Here is a 22,842-nt window from a genome sequence, read left to right on the forward strand (position 1 = left end):
CGGACATCCGTAAGGAAGGACGGCCCCAGGGCTCGCCACAGTACTCCATTCGGGCCACCTGAGTGGACCGCCGCGCCGCCGAACTTGTCGTGGGCGGTGGGAGTTGGGCTGCCCTGAATCCGCCCCGGATCCACCCGGACCTGCAACCGCGTCCGATTTCAGGTGTCTTGCTTCACAGAATCACCAGAAATGGAACTATCTCTTTCGCTCAGGTGTCAGTAACTGCTGAAAGCGGTGGTGCGCATGAGTAGAGGACGGGGGTGGAGCGGAAGACGAGGCCGGGCATCGAAGCGACCTCGGCGCACCGGCGACCAGCTGCGCGAGACCGCCCGGCCCAGGGCCCGTCAGGTACCGCTGCCGCGCGAGGAGAAGGCGGCGGCGCCGCGCACCCTCCCGCCCTCGGACGCGGGAAGACCCCGGAAGCCGGGACCTCCCCGATCCCCTCGCACGCGAACGGCGGCCAGAGCCCCTCCTGAGCCCGGGTCAGGCGCCCAGTACGCGCCGCAGGTAGTCGTTGCCGAACACCCGCTCCGGGTCCAGCCGGTCCCGCAGGGCGGTGAACTCGCCGAAGCGCGGGTAGACCTGCGCGAAGTACTCCGCGTCGCGGGTGTGCACCTTGCCCCAGTGCGGCCGCCCGCCATGGGCGGTGAAGATCCGCTCGGCCGCCGTGAAGTAGGCCTGGTACGGGGTGCCCTTGTACATGTGCACCGCGATGTACGCCGTCTCGCGCCCCGAGGCCGTCGACAGCACGATGTCGTCCGCCGGAGCGGTCCGCACCTCCACCGGGAAGCTGACGCGCAGCCCGGAGCGGTCGACCGTCGCCTTGAGCTCCCGCAGCGCCTCGACGAGGCTCTCGCGCGGGAGTGCGTACTCCATCTCCACGAACCGCACCCGGCGCGGGCTGGTGAACACCTTGTACGGGATGTCCGTGTACGTCCGCGCCGACAGGGCGCGACTGGCGACCCGGGCGATGGAGGGGATGGCCGCCGGGACCGCGCGGCCCAGCGAGTTGACGGCCTGGAAGACGCCGTTAGACAGCAGCTCGTCCTCGACCCAGGCGCTCACCGCTCCGGGCGGGTCGGCCGGGCCCTGGCTGCGGTTGTTCCGCTTGGTGTTGCAGTTGCCGGTGTGCGGGAACCAGTAGAACTCGAAGTGCTCGTTCTCCGCGAAGTGCTGGTCGAACTCGGCGGTCACCCGGTCGAAGGCCATCGGCTCCTCGCGGGCGGTCAGGAAGAAGATCGGCTCCACGGCGAAGGTGATCGCGGTGACGACGCCCAGCGCGCCGATGCCCAGCCGGGCCGCCGCGAAGACCTCGGGATTCTCCTTCTCCGAGCACGTCAGCAGCCGCCCGTCCGCGGTCACCAGCTCCAGGCCGCGGATCTGGGCGGATATGGAGGCCGAGTCGCGGCCGGTGCCGTGGGTGCCGGTGCTGGTGGCGCCGGAGACCGTCTGTTCCATGATGTCGCCCATGTTCGTGAGCGACAGGCCTTCCTTGGCGAGGGCCTGGTTCAGGTCCTTGAGCACCGTGCCGGCCCCCACCGTGACGGTGCCGGCGGCCCGGTCGATCGCGCGTATCCCGGCCAGCGCCTGAGGGCGTATGAGCACCCCGTCGGTGGCCGCGGCCGCGGTGAAGGAGTGGCCGGTGCCGACCGCCTTCACCTTGAGCCCGTCCTCGGCGGCCCGGCGGACCGCTTCCTGAAGCTCCCCGACCGAGGCCGGGGTCACCACGCGGGCGGGCGTGGCGCAGACATTGCCCGCCCAGTTACGCCACGCGGTCGGTGCCGTGCCCGGCCTGATCGGCCCTGACTTCCCTGTTGTCGCCGTCCCCATCGGTAGCTGGCTCCTCCCCTTGCGCCGGCCTCGTCAGCCGGCGGTAACCCGCGAACGCCACCGCTGCCGCGGTCGCTCCCGCCGAGACGGAGACGACGTACCCGGTCTGCGCGCCGGCTGTGTCGACGACCCAGCCGGTCACGGAGGACCCCAGCGCGATCCCGACCGCGAGGCCGGTGCTGATCCAGGTCATGCCCTCGGTCAGCTTCGCGTGTGGCACGTGCGCCTCGATCAGGGCCATCGTGGTGATCATCGTGGGTGCGATGGCGAGGCCCGAGACGAAGAGCGCCACGGCCAGAAACGGAAGGTTCCCGGCCAGTAGGAGGGGGATCATACTCACGGCCATCGCACTGATGCCCAGTACCCAGCGGGGTTCGGCCCTGCCCTTGAAGTGCAGCAGCCCGAAGACGATGCCCGCCAGGCAGGATCCGAAGGCCCAGACCGCCAGGAACACCCCGCCGAGGGACTTGTTGCCGTGCTCCTCGGCGAAGGCCAGGGTCGACACGTCGACCGAACCGAAGATCGCGCCGGTCGCCATGAAGGTCGCGACCAGCACCTGGAGGCCGGGGGAGCGCAGCGCCGAGGAGCGGTCGGTCTGCTCGTGGCGCGGATGCGGCTCCGGCTCGGTGCCGGTCAGCGCGGTCAGCCACCACACGCCCGTCAGCAGGCAGGCGACGGCGACCAGCGGGCCCGCTTCCGGGAACCAGCCGGCGGACAGGGTGGCGGCGAGGGGCGGGCCGACGATGAAGCAGAGCTCGTCGACGATTGACTCGAACGAGTAGGCGGTGTGGAGCTGGGGGGTGTCCCGGAAGAGGGCCGTCCAGCGGGCGCGGACCATGGATCCGACGCTGGGCACGCAGCCGGCGACGGCGGCGAAGACGAAGAGGGTCCAGCTCGGCCAGCCGGTGGCCGCCGCGATCAGCAGGCCGGTCACCGAGGCCGCCGCGACCAGGGTCGCCGGGCGCAGCACCCGCCGCTGCCCGTACTGGTCGACCAGCCGTGAGACCTGGGGGCCCACGGCGGCGGCGGAGAGCGCGATGGTCGCGGTGATCCCCCCGGCGAGGGCGTAGCTGCCGCCGAGCTCGGTGATCATCGTGAGGACGCCGATGCCGACCATGGACAGCGGCATCCGGCCTATCAGGCCGGCTGCCGTGAATCCCCGGGTGCCGGGGGCCGCGAAGATCGCGCGGTAGGGACTGGGCAAGGAGCCCTCCGTAAGGGACGTCAATGGCCCATACAGGTTACGACTGGCGCCAAGGCACCCGCATGGGGAAGATGCGGACAGGAAGTTAGGGTGACCTTACCTGCGTCCGGGGTGTGGCGGGCCGGGCCTGTTTCCCGGCCGGAGGCGACGGGTGGCAGGATTCGAGGCATGTCAGACCAGCTCCGAGCCCCCGAAGCCGGTACCGCCGGCCCCTACGACGCCCTCCTGCTGCTGTCCTTCGGCGGCCCCGAGGGACCCGACGACGTCGTGCCGTTCCTGGAGAACGTCACGCGCGGGCGCGGTATCCCGCGCGAGCGGCTCAAGGAGGTCGGGCAGCACTACTTCGGCTTCGGCGGGGTGAGCCCGATCAACGCGCAGAACCGGGAGCTGCTGGAGGCGCTGCGCAAGGACTTCGCGGAGCACGGGCTGGACCTGCCGGTGTACTGGGGCAACCGGAACTGGGCGCCGTATCTCACCGACGTCATGCGGGAGATGGTCCGGGACGGCCGCCGCCGCATCGCCGTCCTCGCCACCAGCGCGTACGCCTCGTACTCCGGCTGCCGCCAGTACCGGGAGAACCTCGCCGACGCGCTGGCGACGCTGGCCGAGGAGGGCCTGGAACTGCCGCGGGTGGACAAGCTGCGGCACTACTTCAACCACCCCGGCTTCGTGGAGCCCGTGATCGACGGGGTGATCGCCTCGCTGGCCGCGCTGCCGGAGGAGGTCCGGGACGGCGCGCACCTGGCGTTCACCACGCACTCGATCCCCAACGCGGCCGCCGACACCTCGGGGCCGGCCGAGGACCACACCGAGGGCGGCGAGGGCGGGGCGTACGTCAAGCAGCACCTGGACGTCGCCCAGGTGATCGCGGACGCTGTGGCCGTCGAGACGGGCCGCCAGCACCCCTGGCAGCTCGTCTACCAGTCCCGCAGCGGGGCCCCGCACATCCCGTGGCTGGAGCCGGACATCTGCGACCACCTGGAGGCCCTGGACGCCGCCGGAGCGCCGGCCGTGGTCATGGTGCCCATCGGCTTCGTCTCGGACCACATGGAGGTCCTGTACGACCTCGACACCGAAGCCACCGCGAAGGCCGCCGAACTCGGGCTGCCGGTCGCGCGCTCCGCGACGGTCGGTGCCGACCCGCGATTCGCCGGGGCGGTACGGGAACTGGTCCTGGAGCGGGCCGCGAAGGAGCGCGGGGAGCCGGTCGAGCGCTGCTGGGTTGGCATGCTGGGCGCCAGCCAGGACCTGTGCGCCGTGGGCTGCTGCCCCTCCCGGGCCCCGCGGCCGGCGGCCGCGGGTGTCGACAGTCCGTACGCGTAGGAGTGGGACGCATCGTGATCTCTGAGGAACTGAAGGCCGAACTGACGGCCGAAGTGACCGCCGAGCTGCTGGACGAGCTGCTGGCCGTGGGGCTGGAGGCCGCCCGCCGGGCGGGGGAGCTGCTGCGCGACGGGCGGCCGGCGGATCTGGCGGTGGCGGCGACCAAGTCGAGCCCGATCGACGTGGTGACCGAGATGGACATCGCGGCCGAGAAGCTGATCACCGCGCTGATCGCCGAGCGGCGGCCCGAGGACGGGCTGCTCGGCGAGGAGGGCGCGGACTCCCCGGGGACGAGCGGGGTCCGGTGGGTCGTGGACCCGCTGGACGGCACGGTGAACTACCTCTACGGGCTGCCGAGTTGGGGTGTGTCCATCGCCGCCGAGTACCGAGGCGAGTCCGTGGTGGGGGTCGTGGCGGCCCCGATGCGCGGGGAGACGTACCACGCGGTGCTGGGCCGCGGGGCGTGGATGGGCACGGCGCGGCTGGCCTGCCGCGCGGCCGCGCCGCTGGACCAGGCGCTGCTGGGGACCGGGTTCGCGTACATCCAGGAGCGACGGGCGCACCAGGCGGATGTCGTGCGGCAGGTCATTCCGGTGGTCCGGGACATCCGGCGGGGCGGGTCGGCGGCGCTGGACCTGTGCGATGTGGCCGCCGGGCGGCTGGACGGGTACTACGAGCGGGGGCTGAATCCGTGGGACCTGGCCGCCGGTGACCTGATCGCGCGGGAGGCCGGTGCCGTGACCGGGGGCCGGCCGGGGCTGCCCGCCTCGGGGGAGCTCGTACTGGCGGCCACGCCCGCCGTGTTCGCCTCGCTCCAGCCGCTGCTGGACGAGGCCGGGGCCTGGCACGACTGACGGCGAGGGCACACCCGGGCTGCCGAGGGCACAGCGGACGAAGGTGGAGCGGACGCGGGCGTAAGCGGACGCGGGCGTAAGCGGACGCGGGCATAAGGGAACCCCGGCTGCCGGATGCGGCGGCCGGGGTCCGGGGCTCGGGTCCGGGGGTCGGGGTCCGAGGTTCGGGGGTGGAGTCCGGGGTCAGCAGGCGGAGACGGGCACGCCGTGTTCGGCGGCGAGGCGGTGGAGATCTTCCAGCTCCGCCTGCTCCACATCCGCGAGGTAGTCGTCGCCCGTCTCGCGGGCCTGCCGAAGGTCCGACTGCGTGGTCCTGATGCGCTGCAGGAGACCCGTGGTGAATGCGTCCATGATGGGTGCGCCCCCTCTGCGTAGGTCGCGGCGGCCGAGCACGTGGCAGCAGTCCGCCGTCAGGGAGTGGTTGGGGTGTGCTGACGTCCTCCCCGGCACCCTGGGCCCAGAAACCTCGCAAGGGCAGGGAATCCTCACTTCCGCCCCGCGCAGGGGCGCCTCGCGGCGCCTTACAGCCGGTTTACGGCTGAAACCGGCAGGATGGACGACGCAATACACGTGTGCCCTTTGGGGCTCGGAGGAAGGAAACGACGTGCGCGTACTCGTCGTCGAGGACGAGCAGCTGCTCGCCGATGCGGTGGCCACCGGGCTGCGCCGGGAGGCCATGGCCGTGGACGTCGTGTACGACGGCGCTGCCGCTCTTGAGCGCGTCGGAGTGAACGACTACGACGTGGTCGTGCTCGACCGGGACCTCCCGCTCGTGCACGGCGACGACGTCTGCCGGAAGATCGTCGAGCTCGGCATGCCCACCCGGGTGCTCATGCTGACCGCCTCCGGTGACGTGAGCGACCGGGTCGAGGGGCTGGAGCTCGGGGCGGACGACTACCTGCCCAAGCCCTTCGCCTTCACCGAGCTGACCGCCCGCGTGCGCGCCCTGGGGCGGCGTACGACCGTGGCGCTGCCGCCCGTACTGGAGCGGGCCGGCATCAAGCTGGACCCGAACCGGCGCGAGGTGTTCCGGGAGGGCAAGGAGGTGCAGCTGGCGCCCAAGGAGTTCGCGGTGCTGGAGGTACTCATGCGCAGCGAGGGGACCGTGGTGTCCGCGGAGCAGCTGCTGGAGAAGGCCTGGGACGAGAACACGGACCCCTTCACCAATGTCGTGCGGGTGACCGTCATGACCCTGCGCCGCAAGCTCGGTGAACCGCCGGTCATCGTGACCGTGCCCGGCTCCGGATACCGGATCTGACGCCCATGGCAGCGACCCCGGCACCGCCATCGGCGCCACCGAAACCGACCTGGGACCCCGGCCAGCCCGAGGGTCCTTTCCCTTGGCTGCGGCCGACCATCCGGATACGCCTCACCCTGCTCTACGGCGGGATGTTCCTGATCGCCGGCATCCTGCTGCTGTCGATCATCTACCTGCTGGCCGCCCAGGCCCTGCGGGAGGGCAATGCACTGCCGTTCAAGATCGTCGGCGGGACGAAGATCGAGGTCACGAGCAGCACCTGTCCCGGCGTGGGCACCGACCAGTCGATCGACCAGTTCTACTCCGCGATCAGCCAGTGCATCCTCGACCAGCGCAAGCACGCCCTGGACGACCTGCTCAGCCGCTCGCTGATGGCCCTGCTGGGCCTCAGCATCATCGCCTTCGCCTTCGGCTACGCGATGGCCGGGCGGGTGCTCTCGCCGCTCGGCAAGATCACCCGGACCGCCCGCCGGGTGGTCGGCTCCGACCTGACCCGGCGGATCGAGCTGGACGGGCCGGACGACGAGCTCAAGGAGCTCGCCGACACCTTCGACGAGATGCTCGACCGGCTGGAGCGGGCCTTCACGGCCCAGCAGAGATTCGTGGCGAACGCCTCGCACGAGCTGCGGACACCGCTCGCGATCAACCGGACGCTGCTGGAGGTACACCTCTCCGATCCCGGGGCGCCCGTGGAGCTCCAGCAGCTCGGCAAGACGCTGCTGGCCACCAACGAGCGCAGCGAGCAGCTGGTCGAGGGCCTGCTGTTGCTGGCCCGCAGCGACAACCAGATCGTCGAGCGCAAACCCGTGGACCTGGCGGAGGTCGCCTCGCGCGCCATCGACCAGGCGCGCGAGGAGGCCGCGGCCAAGGGTGTGGAGATCCGCGGCGAGCGCGGGCCGGCCGTCGTACAGGGCAGTGGCGTGCTGCTGGAGCGGATCGCCCTCAACCTGGTGCAGAATGCCGTCCGGTACAACGTCCCGGAGGACGGCTGGGTGGAGGTCACCACGGAGGCCCAGCACGGCCTGGCCGTGCTCCTCGTATCGAACACGGGTCCCGTTGTTCCCGCGTACGAGGTGGACAACCTCTTCGAGCCCTTCCGGCGGCTGCGTACGGAGCGAACGGGCAGCGACAAGGGCGTGGGGCTCGGTCTGTCGATCGCGCGCTCTGTGGCCCGCGCACACGGCGGCCGCATCCAGGCGACGCCTCGCGAGGGCGGTGGCCTCGTGATGCGTGTCACGCTGCCCCTGTGACCGAGACCCCCCGATGTTCGCTGCTGGCTGAATGGCCGACGGCCGGACGTGACGGGGGCTGTGTGATCGATCACATTGTCGGGTGTTGGGTCATGTGCGTTCTGTGACCCCGAGACGGCCGGAAAGCCCGGGAAGTCCGGGTTTCCGGCCCCCCCGATGGCGGGAAATACACGGGGTGGCCCTTGTGCAAGACGGCCCCCGGACCGTGTACGGTCCCGGTCGTCATCCCAGCCAAATGCTCCTTCAGGCGTGCGGCTGGGTGTCGATTGAGTAACAGACCTTGATGTGAGGCAAAATCTCCGCCTCAGGTCGGGCACAAGTCCGGCCTCTCGCGCGTTACGTGCGCTGAGACACCGCTAAATCCCAGAGGGGGAGAGCGAACAATGGCAACGGACTACGACACCCCACGCAAGACCGACGACGACGTCGACAACGACAGCATTGAAGAGCTGAAGGCCCGGCGTAACGAGAAGTCGTCGTCAGTCGTCGATGTGGACGACTTCGACAACGCGGAAGGAATGGAACTTCCGGGTGCGGACCTCTCCAACGAGGAGCTGGCCGTCCGGGTCCTGCCCAAGCAGGCCGATGAGTTCACCTGCATGAGCTGCTTCCTGGTGCACCACCGCAGCCAGCTGGCACGTGAGAAGAACGGTCAGCCGATCTGTCGCGACTGCGACTGAGAGGCCAGGGCCGTGACAGGCTCGACGCCTTTTCGGAAGCGACGCCTCCGAAAACCTGGTGATCCGGCGGAGACGCAGGTGGGAGCCAAGGGCCCGGAAACGGCCCCTGGAGCCCCCGGCGTGCCCGCCGTGTCCTCCGGCGCCGCAGCTGCGGTGCCGTCGGCCACAGAGGCCGGAGAGGGGTCCCGGCTCAAGAGCGGGGCCCGTCGGATGCAAGCCGTGAAGAACGGCGTGCGCAAGGGCGGCGAAGGTGCCAGGGTCGCCGTCCTGCACGTCACCGAGCGGATCATCGAAAACGCCCCGCGCGTTCCGGTTCGGGATCTCGCGACTCTGCGCGCGCAGTTCCCGGGCCTCGGTCCCGATCAGCTTGCCGACAAGCTGATCGCGGGCGCCGCCAATGCCACGTCCACCGTGGGTGCGGGAATCGGCGCGGCGGCCATGCTGCCCGTGCCGCCCGCGATGCCGGCGGAACTGGCCGCGGAGATCACCGCGGTCGCGGCGATCGAGCTCAAGCTGATCGCCGAGCTCCACGAGGTGTACGGCCTGCGGCCGCCCGGCAACCTCAAGGAGCGCAGCCTCGCCTTCCTGGCCGCCTGGACGGAGGAACGCGGGGTCGACCTGACCAAGCCGACGACGCTGAACGCGGCGCTCGGGGGTCAGATGAAGCGCGAGTTGCGCCAGCAGATCATGAAGCGGATGTTCCGCAACCTGCCGAACCTGATGCCGTTCATGGTGGGCGCGGCGGTGGGGGCGGTCATGAACCGCCGGGACACCAGGAAAGTCGCCGAGCACGTGCGTAGGGACCTGCGGCGCCGTGCTGTGGCGTGGGACGCGCTGGACGCGTTGCCGCCGCTTGAACAGCCCACCCAGCCCCTTCCCGAGGCCACCAGAGCCGCACTTGACGGGCCGGGCCAGGAGGAGAAGCGCTGAGCGCCACTGCTGGGGCTCAGCCCCAGACCCCGCGCCTCAAACGCCGGCGGGGCTGAAGGGTCGCCTCGAACACCGGCGCGGCTGAAAGGTCCTCGAACATCGGCGGGGCTGGATGGTCTCGGCGGGGCCGGGGGTTCAGGCCTGGGTGCGTGCGGCGCGCAGGGCCGCTGCCAGGGCTTGCGGCTCGCGGGTGGATACGTAGACGTACGGGGTCGGGTCGGCCGGGTCGGTGATCTCGATGCGGACCGCCGTCGGGATGTAGCTGCGCATCAGCATGTAGGCGCGGGTGTCGGCCTTGTACGTGCGCCAGGCGCGGGCCTCCTCCGGATCGAGGACCTCCGGCTCCCCGAGGGCCGTCACCGGGATGCGGGCGTCGCCGGCGGCCAGCACGCCGTTGACCACGCGCACGCGCGCGGAGCCGTACGAGCTCACCAGCAGTCCCGTCAGCGCGGTGCCGCCGATCAGCCCGGCCAGCGGCGGGAGCCCGCCGAGCGGGAGCAGCATCAGCGCACAGGCGAGGCCGGTGAATACGGCGATGCCCCACCAGGAGCGGGGGGCGGTGAGGCGTTCGTCGTGGGGCGCGGGGGAAAGCTGCATGGCATCAAGCCTGCCACGGGGCGACCGGCGGGTAGCCGCGCGGGTAAGGTCTGCGGCTGTGAGTGGACGAAACACAGCGTTGACGCCCCCGGCCGATGCCACCACGCCGGTCCGGCACCCCGAGGCCCCGGCGCCCGGCGAGCCCCTCGGCGCGCACTACGAGCACTGCTTCGGCTGCGGCGGGGGCCAGTCGCACGGGCTCCAGCTGGAGGCCCGGGCGGGCGAGGGCGTGCGCGTCACCGCCGAGTTCACCGTCAAGCCCGCCCACCAGGGCGCTCCCGGCCTCGCCCACGGCGGGGTGCTGGCCACCGCGCTGGACGAGACGCTGGGCTCGCTGAACTGGCTGCTGCGCGTCATCGCGGTGACGGGACGGCTGGAGACCGACTTCGTCCGGCCCGTACCCGTGGACACCGTGCTGTACCTGGAGGCCGAGGTCACCGCCGTGGCCGGCCGGAAGATCTACTGCACGGCCGTCGGACGGATAGGCGGCCCGGAGGGCCCGGTCGCCGTGCGTGCGGACGCCCTCTTCATCGAAGTGAAGGTCGACCACTTCATCGACAACGGTCGGCCCGAGGAGATCCAGGCGGCCATGGCCGACCCGGACCAGGTCAGGCGCACCCGCGCCTTCGAGGTGAACCCCTGATGTCCCTGAACAACCACGCCCCGGTCGACGTGCTGATCCGCCGCATCGACCCGGAGGTTCCGATTCCGGCGTACGGCCACCCCGGCGACGCCGGGTGCGATCTGGTCACCACCCAGGCCGCCGAGCTGGAGCCCGGCGAGCGGACGGTCCTGCCGACGGGGGTGTCCATCGCGCTGCCCGACGGGTACGCGGCGTTCGTGCACCCGCGCTCCGGCCTGGCCGCCCGCTGCGGCCTCGCGCTCGTGAATGCCCCGGGGACGGTGGATGCCGGGTACCGTGGGGAGATCAAGGTGATCGTGGTCAATCTCGACCCGCGCGAGAGCGTCAGGTTCGAGCGTTTCGACCGCATTGCCCAGCTGGTTGTCCAGCGGGTCGAGAAGGTGCGCTTCCACGAGGTGGCGGAACTTCCCGGCTCGGCCCGGGCCGAGGGGGGTTTCGGCTCCACCGGCGGTCATGCGGCCGTGGCCGGATCCGGCGCTGGTCAGCAGGGTGGGAATGGCTACGCTTCGGTCGTAACCGACCGGGAAGGACAGTGACGTGTTCGGACGTCGCAAGAAGAACGACTCCGTCAAGGACGGCGGCGCGGCCGAGCAGGTCGTCGACAGCGTGAACGCCGCCGAGCAGGACGGCGCCGAGGACATCGACGCCGCCAAGCCGCGCAGGATGAACCTGCCGCCGGCCCCGCGGCCCGACGGCCCCTGGGACGTCTCCGAGGTGCTTGGCAACCCCGAGGACGGCCGGGTCGACCTGGGCGGCATTCTCGTACCCGGTGTCGAGGGCATGGAGCTGCGCGTCGAGGTCGCCGGTGACGCGATCGTGGCCGCGACCGTGGTCCTCGGCGACAGCGCCGTGCAGCTGCAGGCCTTCGCGGCGCCCAAGAAGGAAGGCATCTGGGGCGAGGTCCGCGACGAGATCGCCACGGGCATCACCCAGCAGGGCGGCATCATCGACGAGGCCGAGGGCCCGCTGGGCTGGGAGCTTCGCGCACAGGTGCCCGTACCGCTGCCGGACGGCCAGACCGGCGCCCAGCTGGTGCGCTTCGTCGGCGTGGACGGCCCGCGCTGGTTCCTGCGCGGCGTCATCTCCGGCCAGGGCGCGGTGCGCCCCGAGTCGGCGGGTGTGCTGGAGCAGATCTTCCGGGACACCGTCGTCGTCCGCGGCGAGGGCCCGATGGCCCCGCGCGACCCGATCGTCCTGAAGCTGCCGAACGACGCGCAGATGGTGCCGGACGGCGTGCAGACCACCGAGGAGCAGGAGGGCTCCCGCTTCTCCGGCGGCATGGGCCAGCTGGAGCGCGGCCCGGAGATCACCGAGGTCCGCTGACCTCCGCTGACCTCTGCCGCACCCGGGTTCCCGGGTGTCTCCATGGTTATCGACCGGTGGGCCGTACTCCTTCGGGGGGACGGCCCACCGGCTTTCGCGCGTCCGCCCGGGCCCGCCGCGTCAGGGATCCGTCAGGGATGGCCGCGAGGCCGTTCGCAGGTACGTGAACGGTGCAAACGTCCCCGAGAATGAGCACATGGGACGCGGCAAGCTACGGATCTACCTCGGCGCGGCGCCCGGCGTGGGCAAAACGTACGCGATGCTCTCCGAGGGCCACCGCCGGGTGGAGCGGGGCGCCGACTGCGTCGTGGGCTTCGTCGAGCACCACGGGCGGCCGCGCACCGAGGTCGTGCTCCACGGCCTGGAGCAGGTGCCGCGCACGGAGCTCACGCATCGGGGCGCCGCGTTCACCGAGATGGACGTGGACGCGGTACTGGCCCGCAAGCCCGCGATAGCCCTGGTGGACGAGCTGGCGCACACCAACGTGCCGGGCTCGCGCAACGCCAAGCGCTGGCAGGACGTGGAGGAGCTGCTGCGGGCCGGCGTCGACGTCGTGTCCACCGTGAACATCCAGCACCTGGAGTCCCTCGGGGACGTGGTCGAGTCGATCACCGGTGTGCGGCAGCGGGAGACGGTGCCCGACGAGGTGGTCCGGCGGGCCGACCAGATCGAACTCGTGGACATGTCGCCGCAGGCGCTGCGCCGGCGGATGGCGCACGGGAACATCTACAAGTCCGACAAGGTCGACGCGGCCCTGTCCAACTACTTCCGCCCCGGCAACCTGACGGCCCTGCGCGAGCTCGCGCTGCTGTGGGTGGCCGACCGGGCCGACGAGTACCTCCAGCAGTACCGGGGCGAGCACAACATCCGCTCCACCTGGCAGGCCCGCGAGCGCATCGTCGTCGGGCTCACCGGCGGGCCGGAGGGGCGTACGCTCATCCGCCGCGCCGCCCGGATGGCGGCCAAGGGGTCCGGCAGCGAGATCCTGGCCGTCTACATCGCCCGCAGCGACGGGCTGACGGCGGCCTCGCCCAAGGAGCTCGCGGTCCAGCGGACCCTGGTCGAGGATCTTGGCGGAACGTTCCACCATGTCATCGGCGACAACGTCCCGGACGCCCTGCTCGAATTCGCCCGCGGGGTCAACGCCACGCAGATCGTGCTCGGCTCCAGCCGGCGCAAGGCCTGGCAGTACGTTTTCGGCCCCGGCGTGGGGGCCACCGTGGCCCGCGACTCGGGGCCCGACCTCGACGTCCACATCGTCACGCACGAGGAGGCCGCCAAGGGCCGCGGCCTGCCCGTGGCCCACTCGGCGGCCCGGCTCGGGCGGACCCGGATCGTCGCCGGCTGGGTGGCCGGGGTGGTCTTCCCCGTCCTGCTGGCCGTGCTGCTCACGCATGTGAACGCCGACCTCGGCCTGGCCAACGACATGCTGCTGTTCCTGGCGCTGACGGTGGCCGCCGCGCTGCTGGGCGGGCTGGTGCCGGCCCTGGCCTCCGCCGCCTTCGGCTCCCTGCTGCTGAACTACTACTTCACCCCGCCGCTGCACAGGTTCACGATCGCCGATCCCCGGAACATCGTGGCCATCGCGGTATTCGTCGGGGTGGCCGTCTCCGTGGCCTCGGTGGTGGACCTGGCCGCCCGGCGCACCCACCAGGCCGCCCGGCTGCGCGCCGAGTCCGAGATCCTCTCCTTCCTGGCAGGCAGCGTGCTGCGCGGGGAGACCGCGCTGGACGCGCTGCTGGAGCGGGTACGTGAGACCTTCGCGATGGAGTCGGTCGCGCTGCTGGAGCGTACGAGCGAGGTGGAGCCGTGGAGGCCGGCCGGCAGCGCCGGCCCGAGCCCGGTCACCCGCCCCGAGGACGCCGATGTGGACATGCCCGTCGGGGACCACATGGCGCTGGCCCTGTCCGGGCGGGTGCTGCCCGCCGAGGACCGGCGGGTGCTCGGCGCCTTCGCCGCCCAGGCCGCCGTGGCGCTGGACCGCCAGCGGCTGGTCGGCGAGGCCGAGGAGGCCCGCGGGCTGGCGGAGGGCAACCGGATCCGGACCGCGCTGCTGGCCGCCGTCAGCCATGATCTGCGTACGCCGCTGGCCTCCATCAAGGCCTCGGTGACGTCCCTGCGCTCCGATGACGTGGAATGGTCCGAGGAGGACCGGGCCGAGCTCCTCGAAGGCATCGAGAACGGCGCCGACCGTCTCGACCACCTGGTGGGCAAACTGCTGGACATGTCCCGGCTCCAGACCGGCACCGTCACCCCGCTGATCCGGGAGATCGACCTCGACGAGGTGGTCCCGATGGCGCTGGGCGGTGTACCGGAGGACAGCGTGGTGCTGGACATCCCCGAGACGCTGCCGATGGTGGCGGTGGACCCGGGGCTGCTGGAGCGGACCGTGGCCAACGTGGTGGAGAACGCCGTCAAGTACAGCCCGGCGCGCGAGCCGGTGGTGGTGGCGGCCAGCTTCCTCGGCGACCGGGTCGAGGTCCGGGTCGTCGACCGGGGGCCGGGCGTGCCCGACGAGGCCAAGGACCGGATCTTCGCCCCGTTCCAGCGGCACGGGGACTCGCCGCGCGGGGCCGGAGTGGGCCTGGGGCTGGCGGTGGCCCGCGGATTCGCGGAGTCCATGGACGGCACGCTGCACGCCGAGGACACGCCGGGTGGCGGCCTGACCATGGTGCTCACCCTGCGGGCGGTGACACGCGAACGTGCGCCTTCGGCTGCTACCAGCGGTACCGGCCTTGTGGATCTTCACTAGACCCACACCAGACACACCAGACACACCAGACACACCAGATGCGACAGAAGGCAGGCCCTCAATGACCCGGGTGCTCGTGGTGGACGACGAGCCGCAGATCGTCCGAGCTCTCGTGATCAATCTGAAGGCACGCAAGTACGAGGTCGACGCGGCCGCCGACGGGGCCGGCGCGCTGGAGCTGGCGGCCGCCCGCCACCCCGACGTGATCGTCCTCGACCTGGGCCTGCCGGACATGGACGGCGTCGAGGTGATCAAGGGCCTGCGGGGATGGACGCGGGTCCCGATCCTCGTGCTCTCCGCGCGGCACAGCTCCGACGAGAAGGTCGAGGCCCTCGACGCGGGCGCCGACGACTACGTCACCAAGCCCTTCGGCATGGACGAGCTGCTGGCCCGGCTGCGCGCCGCCGTCCGCCGGGCCGAGCCGTCGGCCGGCGCCGGCGATGACGAGGTGATCGTGGAGACCGAGGACTTCACGGTCGACCTGGCCGCGAAGAAGGCCGTGCGCGACGGGCGCGACGTACGCCTCACGCCCACCGAGTGGCACCTGCTGGAGGTGCTGGTCCGCAACGGCGGCAAGCTCGTGAGCCAGAAGCAGCTCCTCCAGGAAGTCTGGGGACCCTCGTACGGCACCGAGACGAACTACCTGCGGGTCTACATGGCCCAGCTGCGCCGCAAGCTGGAGGCAGACCCGTCGCACCCGAGGCACTTCATCACCGAACCGGGCATGGGGTACCGCTTCGAGAGGTAGTGGGGGCGCCGGTACGCTTCCTGTATGAGTGCTGAACCGCGTCCCGACAAGCCCGCCAAGCCGCTCAGGCCGGCGGGCCGGTTCCGCCGGATGATAGAGCGGCTGTCGACCTCCCAGGAGGAGCTGCATTCGGCGGAACTGCAGGAGGACGCAGAAGCCGCAGGGTGTACGCGGATCTGCGACTGCCACGACCGCCAGATAGTCAAGGTGACCGGAACCCTGCGTACGGTCACCCTGCGGCCGCGTGCGGGCGTACCCGCTCTGGAGGCGGAGCTGTTCGACGGCTCGGCCGCGCTGGACGTGGTGTGGCTCGGCCGTCGCTCGATAGTGGGAATCGAACCCGGGCGGCGCATGATCGCCTCGGGGCGCATCTCGTCGAGCCATGGGCGCCGGGTCCTCTTCAACCCGAAGTACGAACTCCGACCGCTCGGACAGGAGCAGTAACCGGTGACGTCACTCGACAAACCGACCACCCCGGATCCCTCGGCGGATCAGAAGGCCGTGACCCAGGCGGCTCTCTTCGACGCCTTCGGCGGCATCCGCGGCACTGTGGAGACGATGCTCCCCGGGCTGCTCTTCGTCATGATCTACACGGTCAACAAGGACGTGAAGATGTCCGCCATCGCGGCGGGCGCGGTCGCGGTCCTGCTGGTGATCGTGCGGCTGCTGCGCAAGGACACGGTGAAGCACGCCTTCAGCGGCGTCTTCGGCGTGGGCGTGGGTGTGGCGTTCGCGCTCTTCACCGGCACCGCCAAGGGCTTCTACCTGCCCGGCATGATCTACGGCGCCGGGCTGGGGGTTGCCTTCACGCTCTCCGCGCTCGTGGGCTTCCCGCTGCTGGGTGTGGTGCTGGGGCCGGTGTTCAAGGAGAACCTGTCCTGGCGCACGCGCAACCCGGGGCGCAAGAAGGCGTACACCAAGGCCAGTCTGGCCTGGGGCATCATCTTCCTCGCCAAGTACGCGATCCTCTTCCCGCTGTACTGGTGGGGCGACGCGACGCAGCTGGGCTGGGTGCTGATCGCGCTGAAGCTTCCGCCGATGGTGCTGGCGGTGTACTTCACCTGGGTCTTCCTGGCGAAGGCGCCGCCACCGATCGATGTGATCGCGGAGTGGGAGGCCAAGGAGGCTGCCGCCGACGCCGCCAAGGCCGCTGCCGCTCGGGAGCGGGGAGCCTGACCGGCCCCGCCGTGGGGAGTGGGCCCGGCGCCGTTGCCGGGGGCGCTGCCCCCGGGCCCCCGCGCCTCAAACGCCGGCGGGGCTGGGTTTGGCGGGGGCCGGGTTTGCCCGGCGGGATACGAAGGGGCGGCTGACCACCAGGTCAGCCGCCCCTTCGCATATGCCGTTCAGCGTGCCCGCAGGGCTAGCCGCGGGCCTGGAGGAGGTCCTCCAGCTGCTCCTCACGGGCCTGGGCGGCCACGAAGAGGAGTTCGTCGCCCGGCTCCAGGGTCTCCTCGCCGTGCGGGGTGAGCACCCGGTTGCCCCGGATGATCGTGACCAGCGAGGTGTCCTCGGGCCAGCTGATCTCGCTGATCTGGGTCCCGGCGACCGAGGAGTCGGCCGGCAGGGTCAGCTCGACCAGGTTGGCGTCGCCGTGGCTGAAGCGGAGCAGCCGCACCAGGTCGCCGACGCTGACGGCCTCCTCGACCAGGGCCGACATCAGGCGCGGTGTGGAGACCGCGACGTCGACGCCCCAGGACTCGTTGAAGAGCCACTCGTTCTTCGGGTTGTTGACCCGCGCCACGACCCGGGGGACCCCGTACTCGGTCTTGGCCAGGAGAGAGACGACCAGGTTGACCTTGTCGTCGCCCGTCGCGGCGATGACCACGTTGCAGCGCTGGAGCGCGGCCTCGTCCAGTGAGGTGATCTCACAGGCGTCGGCCAGCAGCCACTCGGCCTGCGGCACCCGCTCCACCGAGATGGCGGTCGGCGCCTTGTCGATCAGGAGCACCTCATGGCCGTTCTCCAGCAGCTCGCCCGCGATGGAGCGGCCAACCGCGCCGGCTCCGGCGATCGCGACCCTCATGCGTGTGCCTCCTCGGGCCCCTGGGCGAATGCCTCTTCGACCTTGGCGATCTCGTCCGTACGCATCATCACGTGGACGAGGTCGCCCTCCTGGAGCACGGTCTGGGACGTCGGCAGCGTCGCCTCGCCCAGCCGGGTGAGGAAGGCGACGCGGACGCCGGTCTCGTCCTGCAGCTTGCTGACCTTGTGCCCGATCCAGGCGGGGGAGGCGTGCACCTCGGCGAGCTGCACGCCACCGCTCGGGTCGCGCCACAGCGGCTCCGCGCCCGAGGGCAGGAGCCGGCGCAGCATCTGGTCGGCGGTCCACCGGACGGTGGCGACCGTGGGGATGCCCAGGCGTTGGTAGACCTCGGCGCGCTTGGGGTCGTAGATGCGGGCGGCGACGTTCTCGATGCCGAACATCTCGCGGGCCACGCGGGCGGCGATGATGTTGGAATTGTCACCGCTGCTGACCGCGGCGAAGGCTCCCGCCTCCTCGATCCCGGCCTCGCGCAGAGTGTCCTGGTCGAAGCCGACGCCGGTGACGCGGCGACCGCCGAAGGATGCCCCCAGCCGACGGAATGAGGTGGGGTCCTGGTCGACGACTGCGACCGTATGCCCCTGCTGTTCCAGGGTCTGGGCGAGTGCGGAACCCACTCTTCCGCAGCCCATGATGACGATGTGCACGGCCGTCCTTCCGGCTGTCAGCGGCTGTTCTGTCCAGCCTCATTCACGCTCAGGCTTAACAGGGTCTCAGACCGTGGCCCAAGCTACACACGGGCGGTCACCAATATGACTTCTTGACGCCGGGTACGATCCTCTGCGTGTCCAAACTGACCGACGTGCCCAAACGGATCCTGATCGGCCGGGCGCTGCGCAGCGACCGCCTCGGAGAAACGCTCCTCCCTAAACGGATCGCCCTACCTGTCTTCGCGTCCGACCCGCTCTCCTCGGTGGCATATGCCCCGGGCGAGGTGCTGCTGGTGCTGTCGATCGCGGGCGTGTCGGCGTACCACTTCAGCCCGTGGATCGCCGCAGCGGTCGTCGTGCTGATGTTCACCGTGGTGGCCTCCTACCGCCAGAACGTCCACGCCTACCCGAGCGGCGGCGGCGACTACGAGGTCGCCAACACCAACCTCGGACCCAAGGCCGGCCTCACCGTCGCGAGCGCCCTGCTCGTCGACTACGTGCTGACCGTCGCCGTCTCGATCTCCTCCGGTGTCGAAAATCTCGGCTCCGCGGTGGATTTCGTCATTGAGCACAAGGTGCTCTCGGCGGTGATCATGATTCTGTTGCTCACGCTGATGAATCTGCGCGGCGTGAAGGAATCCGGGAAGCTCTTCGCCATCCCGACCTATGTGTTCGTCGGTGCCGTATTTGTGATGATCGCCTGGGGTGCCTGGCGCGGCCTCGTCGTCGGCGACACCATGAAAGCCCCGACGGCCGACATGGAAATCAAGGCCGAGCACCAGGGGCTGGCCGGCTTCGCGCTGGTGTTCCTGCTGCTGCGGGCCTTCTCCTCCGGATGCGCCGCCCTGACCGGCGTCGAGGCCATCAGCAACGGCGTCCCCGCGTTCCGCAAGCCCAAGAGCAAGAACGCCGCGACCACGCTCGCCCTCATGGGGGGCCTCGCGGTCACCATGTTCTGCGGCATCATCGGCCTGGCCATGGCCACCGATGTGAAGATGGCCGAGACCCCCGCCACCAACCTGCTGGAGAACGGCGTCCCCGTCGGCGCCGATTTCGTCCAGCACCCGGTGATCTCCCAGGTGGCCGAGGCCGTCTTCGGCAACGGCAGCATCCTCTTCGTCGTCCTCGCGACGGCCACCGCGCTCGTCCTGTTCCTGGCCGCGAACACCGCGTACAACGGCTTCCCGCTGCTCGGCTCGATCCTCGCCCAGGACCGCTACCTGCCGCGCCAGCTGCACACCCGAGGCGACCGGCTCGCCTTCTCCAACGGCATCGTGCTGCTGGCGGGCGCCGCCATCCTGCTGGTGTGGATCTACGACGCCGACTCGACCAAGCTGATCCAGCTCTACATCGTCGGAGTCTTCGTCTCCTTCACGCTGAGCCAGATCGGCATGGTCCGGCACTGGAACCGCCACCTGCGGACCGAGAAGGCCCCGGCGGCCCGCCGCCGGATGCACCGGTCCCGGGCGATCAACACCTTCGGCGCGATCTTCACCGGGCTGGTCCTGGTCGTCGTCCTCGCCACCAAGTTCACGCACGGCGCATGGGTCGCTCTGCTCGGCATGGTGATCTTCTACGGCACGATGACCGCGATCCGGAAGCACTACGACCGGGTCGCCATCGAGATCGCCGCAGCCGAGGGGCCGAGCGACGACAGCGTGCGGCCCTCCCGGGTCCACTCGATCGTTCTCGTCTCCAAGGTCCACAAGCCGACGCTGCGCGCCCTGGCCTTCGCCAAGCTGACCCGGTCGGACACCCTGGAGGCGCTCAGCATCAGCGTCGACGTGGCCGAGACGAAGGCGCTGAAGGAGGAGTGGGAGCGGCGCGCGATCAACGTACCGCTCAAGATCCTGGACTCGCCGTACCGCGAGATCACCCGGCCGGTGGTGGAGTACGTGAAGGGGCTGCGCAGTGAGAACCCGCGCGACGCCGTCAGCGTGTACATCCCGGAGTACGTCGTCGGGCGCTGGTACGAGCACCTGCTGCACAACCAGAGCGCGCTGCGGCTCAAGGGGCGGCTGCTCTTCACGCCCGGCGTGATGGTCACCTCGGTGCCCTACCAGCTGGAGTCCTCCGAGCTCGCGAAGCGGCGGGCGAGGAAGCGGCAGGAGTGGAACGCCCCGGGCGCGGTGCGCCGCGGACCGGTGGACGCCCCGCGCCCGAAGGACCGCGAGGCGAAGTAGCGCCTGGCTGTCGGGTGGCGAACGGCCGGACGAGATCCACGTAAACTGGTGGGTCGGTCGTCCGGCCGTTCTTCGTTGTGAAGCCTTTTAGCCTTGGAGCCTCCCCACCATGACCGAGCAGAACGAGAAGCAGTCACTGGTCGGGGAGGAGTACGAGGTCGAGGTCGGCCCCGTCGCGCACGGCGGCCACTGCATCGCCCGGACCGCCGAGGGCCGGGTCCTGTTCGTCCGCCACACCCTCCCCGGTGAGAAGGTCATCGCGAAGGTCACCGAGGGCGATGTGGACTCCCGCTTCCTGCGCGCCGACGCGATCACCGTGCTGGAGGCGTCGAAGGACCGTGTCGAGGCCCCCTGCAAGTACGCGGGCCCCAGCAAGTGCGGCGGCTGTGACTGGCAGCACGCCAAGCCGGGCGCCCAGCGCCGGCTCAAGGGCGAGGTCGTCGCCGAGCAGCTGAAGCGGCTCGCCGGGCTCACCCCCGAGGAGGCCGGCTGGGACGGAACCGTCATGCCGGCCGAGGGCGACAAGCTGCCGGCCGGGCAGGTCCCGCAGTGGCGTACCCGGGTCCAGTTCGCCATCGACGAGGACGGCAACGCCGGCCTGCGCAAGCACCGCTCGCACGACATCGAGCTGATCGACCACTGCATGATCGCCGCGCCGGGCGTCAGCGAGCTGGGCATCGAGAAGCAGGACTGGCCCCAGATGGCCACGGTCGAGGCCATCGCCGCCTCCGGCTCGAACGACCGCCAGGTCGTCCTGACCCCGCGCCCCGGCGGCCGCCTCCCGCTCGTCGAGCTCGACAAGCCGGTCTCGGTCCTGCGCGTCGAGGAGAAGGACGGCGGCGTCCACCGCGTCCACGGCCGCCCCTTCGTGCGCGAGCGCGCGGACGGCCGTACGTACCGCGTGGGCATGGGCGGCTTCTGGCAGGTCCACCCGCAGGCTGCCGACACCCTGATCCGCGCCGTGATGCAGGGCCTGATGCCGCGCAAGGGCGAGATGGCCCTCGACCTCTACTGCGGCGTCGGCATCTTCGCGGGCGCGCTGGCCGAGCGACTCGGCGACACGGGCGCGGTGCTCGGCATCGAGTCGACGAAGCGCGCGGTCGAGGACGCCCGGCACAACCTGGAGGACATGCCGCGCGTCCGCATCGAGCAGGGCAAGGTCGAGCAGGTCCTGCCGAAGACCGGGATCACCGAGTGCGACCTGGTCGTCCTCGACCCCCCGCGCGCCGGCGCCGGCAAGCAGACGGTCCGCCACATCGCGGGCCTCTCCGCCCGCCGCATCGCCTACGTCGCCTGCGACCCGGCGGCCCTGGCCCGCGACCTGGGCTACTTCAAGGAAAACGGCTACAAGGTCCGCACCCTCCGCGTCTTCGACCTGTTCCCGATGACGCATCATGTCGAGTGCGTGGCGATCCTGGAGCCGATCCGCGACGACGCCTGACCTGCGGTTTTGCGTTATGCGTGACGGACTGGGGAGCCGCTAGTGTTCCGGTCGGCGTTCTGGATCTCCTCGCGCAGGCCGTACGGCCGGCATTCCCGTCCCCGGCTTCTTCACGTCCCTTGACGGCTTCTTCGAGGTGGCATGCGGCCTGCTGATCCTGGCAGGGCTGCTCACCGGGCTTCGCCCATCCGGGCGTGCCGCAGGAGAGGGGGGCAGCGCAGGTGGGTGCCGCGTCCGGTGGCATGGTCGTGCCCTGGGTTTTGCCGTGCCGGGATCCGTGCTGTCCTGGAAGGGTCCGGCGGGGAGAGCAATATGCGTATCATCCAGCGCTCCATCACCAACGACCATCCGCTGCGGCCGGGGGTGCTGCTGTCGGCCCGGGACCTTGCCGTCGCCTGGTCGCTGATCGTCCTGATCGCCGCACTGGCCTGGGTGCTCACCGTCGGCCAGGCCCTGGACATGGGGATCGAGCCGGGCACCATGGGGATGGCGCTGCCGCTGTTCCTGCTCCTATGGGTGGCCATGATGGCGGCGATGATGCTGCCGTCGGTGGCTCCCGTAGCGGTGACCTGGGCGAAGGGCATCGCGAGGCAGTCCAGTGGAGCCGCCCGCGCGGTGCGCACCACCGAGTTCATCGCCGGCTACCTGGTCGTCTGGACGGCCTTCGGGCTGCTCGCGTACGGGGGGCTGGCACTCACCGGGGATGTGGTCGACCGTGATCCGCAGGCCGGGAAGTGGATCGGCGCGGCCGCCTTCGCACTGGCCGGGCTGTACCAACTGGGCCCGCTGAAGACCATCTGCCTACGGCACTGCCGGAGCCCGATGGCACAACTGATGCGTTACGCGGGCTACCGGCCGCCGGCCCGTGACCTGAGGGTCGGGCTGCACCACGGGGGGTACTGCCTGGGCTGCTGCTGGGCGCTGATGGTGGTCCTGATCCCGCTCGGCGTCATGAACATCGCGGCGATGGCCGGGCTCGCGGCGCTGATCTTCCTGGAGAAGCTCTGGTACCGAGGCCCTCAGCTCGCCCATGTCATGGGAGTGGCGTTCCTGGTACTCGCGGTGCTCGCGCCCTTCCAGGACTGGCTGCTGCCGGGTCTGCAGCCGTCCGGTGGGCCGATGGCACCGATGTGAT

General features: G+C 70.7%; 22 protein-coding genes. 16 read left to right on the plus strand and 6 right to left on the minus strand.

Features of this window, described 5'->3' with window-relative positions:
- Nucleotides 1–483: 483 nt before the first annotated feature.
- Both J7I97_RS07125 and J7I97_RS07130 read right to left on the minus strand, forming a co-directional pair.
- Complete coding sequence (locus J7I97_RS07125) at nucleotides 484–1,830, minus strand: D-arabinono-1,4-lactone oxidase (protein WP_214931793.1); 1,347 nt, start codon at nucleotides 1,828–1,830, stop codon at nucleotides 484–486.
- The gene (locus J7I97_RS07130) at nucleotides 1,763–3,034 is read right to left on the minus strand and encodes an MFS transporter (protein WP_214931794.1); all 1,272 of its coding nucleotides are present in this window, start codon (nucleotides 3,032–3,034) and stop codon (nucleotides 1,763–1,765) included. Before J7I97_RS07130 ends, J7I97_RS07125 begins: the two co-directional genes overlap by 68 nt.
- 168 nt (nucleotides 3,035–3,202) lie before the next feature.
- Here J7I97_RS07130 and J7I97_RS07135 point away from each other — a divergent pair, with 168 nt between their 5' ends.
- Together J7I97_RS07135 and J7I97_RS07140 are read left to right on the plus strand one after the other, a co-directional pair.
- Nucleotides 3,203–4,357: a ferrochelatase gene (locus tag J7I97_RS07135; RefSeq protein ID WP_214931797.1), complete on the plus strand. Its 1,155-nt coding sequence runs from the start codon at nucleotides 3,203–3,205 to the stop codon at nucleotides 4,355–4,357.
- Nucleotides 4,358–4,410: 53 nt separating this feature from the next.
- On the plus strand, nucleotides 4,411–5,211 hold the full coding sequence (locus J7I97_RS07140) for an inositol monophosphatase family protein (protein WP_214931861.1): 801 nt from the start codon (nucleotides 4,411–4,413) through the stop codon (nucleotides 5,209–5,211).
- A gap of 183 nt (nucleotides 5,212–5,394) precedes the next feature.
- Here the strand turns inward: J7I97_RS07140 and J7I97_RS07145 are convergent, their stop codons facing one another.
- Entirely contained in the window at nucleotides 5,395–5,562 is a 168-nt protein-coding gene (locus J7I97_RS07145; protein ID WP_214931799.1) for a hypothetical protein, read from the minus strand.
- 253 nt (nucleotides 5,563–5,815) lie between these two features.
- Between J7I97_RS07145 and J7I97_RS07150 the strand changes: the two genes are divergently transcribed.
- The 4 genes from J7I97_RS07150 (at nucleotide 5,816) to J7I97_RS07165 (ending at nucleotide 9,329) form a co-directional block, all read left to right on the plus strand.
- On the plus strand, nucleotides 5,816–6,469 hold the full coding sequence (locus J7I97_RS07150; RefSeq protein ID WP_030008767.1) for a response regulator transcription factor: 654 nt from the start codon (nucleotides 5,816–5,818) through the stop codon (nucleotides 6,467–6,469).
- Nucleotides 6,470–6,474: 5 nt separating this feature from the next.
- Nucleotides 6,475–7,719: a HAMP domain-containing sensor histidine kinase gene (locus J7I97_RS07155; RefSeq protein WP_214931801.1), complete on the plus strand. Its 1,245-nt coding sequence runs from the start codon at nucleotides 6,475–6,477 to the stop codon at nucleotides 7,717–7,719.
- 383 nt (nucleotides 7,720–8,102) lie between these two features.
- Nucleotides 8,103–8,399, plus strand: coding sequence for a DUF4193 domain-containing protein (locus tag J7I97_RS07160; protein ID WP_214931803.1), 297 nt, complete (start codon nucleotides 8,103–8,105; stop codon nucleotides 8,397–8,399).
- A 12-nt stretch (nucleotides 8,400–8,411) separates the two neighbouring features.
- On the plus strand, nucleotides 8,412–9,329 hold the full coding sequence (locus tag J7I97_RS07165) for an EcsC family protein (RefSeq protein ID WP_214931805.1): 918 nt from the start codon (nucleotides 8,412–8,414) through the stop codon (nucleotides 9,327–9,329).
- Between the two features lie 135 nt (nucleotides 9,330–9,464).
- Here the strand turns inward: J7I97_RS07165 and J7I97_RS07170 are convergent, their stop codons facing one another.
- On the minus strand, nucleotides 9,465–9,926 hold the full coding sequence (locus J7I97_RS07170) for a DUF3093 domain-containing protein (RefSeq protein ID WP_214931807.1): 462 nt from the start codon (nucleotides 9,924–9,926) through the stop codon (nucleotides 9,465–9,467).
- A 58-nt stretch (nucleotides 9,927–9,984) separates the two neighbouring features.
- Here J7I97_RS07170 and J7I97_RS07175 point away from each other — a divergent pair, with 58 nt between their 5' ends.
- From J7I97_RS07175 to J7I97_RS07205, 7 genes are all read left to right on the plus strand, one after another.
- Nucleotides 9,985–10,569: a PaaI family thioesterase gene (locus J7I97_RS07175; protein WP_214931809.1), complete on the plus strand. Its 585-nt coding sequence runs from the start codon at nucleotides 9,985–9,987 to the stop codon at nucleotides 10,567–10,569.
- Entirely contained in the window at nucleotides 10,569–11,105 is a 537-nt protein-coding gene (gene dut, locus J7I97_RS07180) for a dUTP diphosphatase (RefSeq protein WP_214931811.1), read from the plus strand. The genes J7I97_RS07175 and dut overlap by 1 nt, the downstream gene beginning before the upstream one ends.
- Nucleotide 11,106: 1 nt before the next feature.
- Nucleotides 11,107–11,892, plus strand: a complete 786-nt coding sequence (locus J7I97_RS07185) for a DUF3710 domain-containing protein (protein ID WP_214931813.1) — start codon at nucleotides 11,107–11,109, stop codon at nucleotides 11,890–11,892.
- A 196-nt stretch (nucleotides 11,893–12,088) separates the two neighbouring features.
- A complete protein-coding gene (locus J7I97_RS07190; RefSeq protein ID WP_214931815.1) occupies nucleotides 12,089–14,644 on the plus strand; it encodes an ATP-binding protein in 2,556 nt (851 codons plus the stop codon).
- 61 nt (nucleotides 14,645–14,705) lie between these two features.
- The gene (locus J7I97_RS07195) at nucleotides 14,706–15,392 is read left to right on the plus strand and encodes a response regulator (protein ID WP_214931817.1); all 687 of its coding nucleotides are present in this window, start codon (nucleotides 14,706–14,708) and stop codon (nucleotides 15,390–15,392) included.
- Between the two features lie 24 nt (nucleotides 15,393–15,416).
- The gene (locus J7I97_RS07200; RefSeq protein WP_214931819.1) at nucleotides 15,417–15,836 is read left to right on the plus strand and encodes an OB-fold nucleic acid binding domain-containing protein; all 420 of its coding nucleotides are present in this window, start codon (nucleotides 15,417–15,419) and stop codon (nucleotides 15,834–15,836) included.
- Between the two features lie 3 nt (nucleotides 15,837–15,839).
- Complete coding sequence (locus J7I97_RS07205) at nucleotides 15,840–16,568, plus strand: DUF3159 domain-containing protein (protein ID WP_214931821.1); 729 nt, start codon at nucleotides 15,840–15,842, stop codon at nucleotides 16,566–16,568.
- 184 nt (nucleotides 16,569–16,752) lie between these two features.
- Here J7I97_RS07205 and J7I97_RS07210 read toward each other — a convergent pair whose 3' ends face one another.
- Complete coding sequence (locus J7I97_RS07210) at nucleotides 16,753–17,415, minus strand: TrkA family potassium uptake protein (protein ID WP_214931823.1); 663 nt, start codon at nucleotides 17,413–17,415, stop codon at nucleotides 16,753–16,755.
- Entirely contained in the window at nucleotides 17,412–18,080 is a 669-nt protein-coding gene (locus J7I97_RS07215; protein ID WP_214931825.1) for a TrkA family potassium uptake protein, read from the minus strand. Before J7I97_RS07215 ends, J7I97_RS07210 begins: the two co-directional genes overlap by 4 nt.
- A 137-nt stretch (nucleotides 18,081–18,217) precedes the next feature.
- On the opposite strand from J7I97_RS07215, the gene J7I97_RS07220 reads away from it, so the two are divergent.
- The 3 genes from J7I97_RS07220 to J7I97_RS07230 all read left to right on the plus strand — a co-directional run bounded on the left by J7I97_RS07220 (nucleotide 18,218) and on the right by J7I97_RS07230 (nucleotide 22,841).
- Nucleotides 18,218–20,266, plus strand: coding sequence for an APC family permease (locus J7I97_RS07220; protein WP_214931827.1), 2,049 nt, complete (start codon nucleotides 18,218–18,220; stop codon nucleotides 20,264–20,266).
- 109 nt (nucleotides 20,267–20,375) lie between these two features.
- Nucleotides 20,376–21,707 carry a class I SAM-dependent RNA methyltransferase gene (locus J7I97_RS07225; protein ID WP_214931829.1) on the plus strand — a complete coding sequence of 444 codons (1,332 nt, stop codon included), beginning with the start codon at nucleotides 20,376–20,378 and terminating at the stop codon, nucleotides 21,705–21,707.
- Between the two features lie 312 nt (nucleotides 21,708–22,019).
- Entirely contained in the window at nucleotides 22,020–22,841 is an 822-nt protein-coding gene (locus J7I97_RS07230; protein ID WP_214931830.1) for a DUF2182 domain-containing protein, read from the plus strand.
- Nucleotide 22,842: the final 1 nt, after the last annotated feature.

Origin of the sequence: Streptomyces sp. ISL-87, from assembly GCF_018614095.1 — a bacterium.
In the GTDB taxonomy this organism is placed as follows: domain Bacteria; phylum Actinomycetota; class Actinomycetes; order Streptomycetales; family Streptomycetaceae; genus Streptomyces.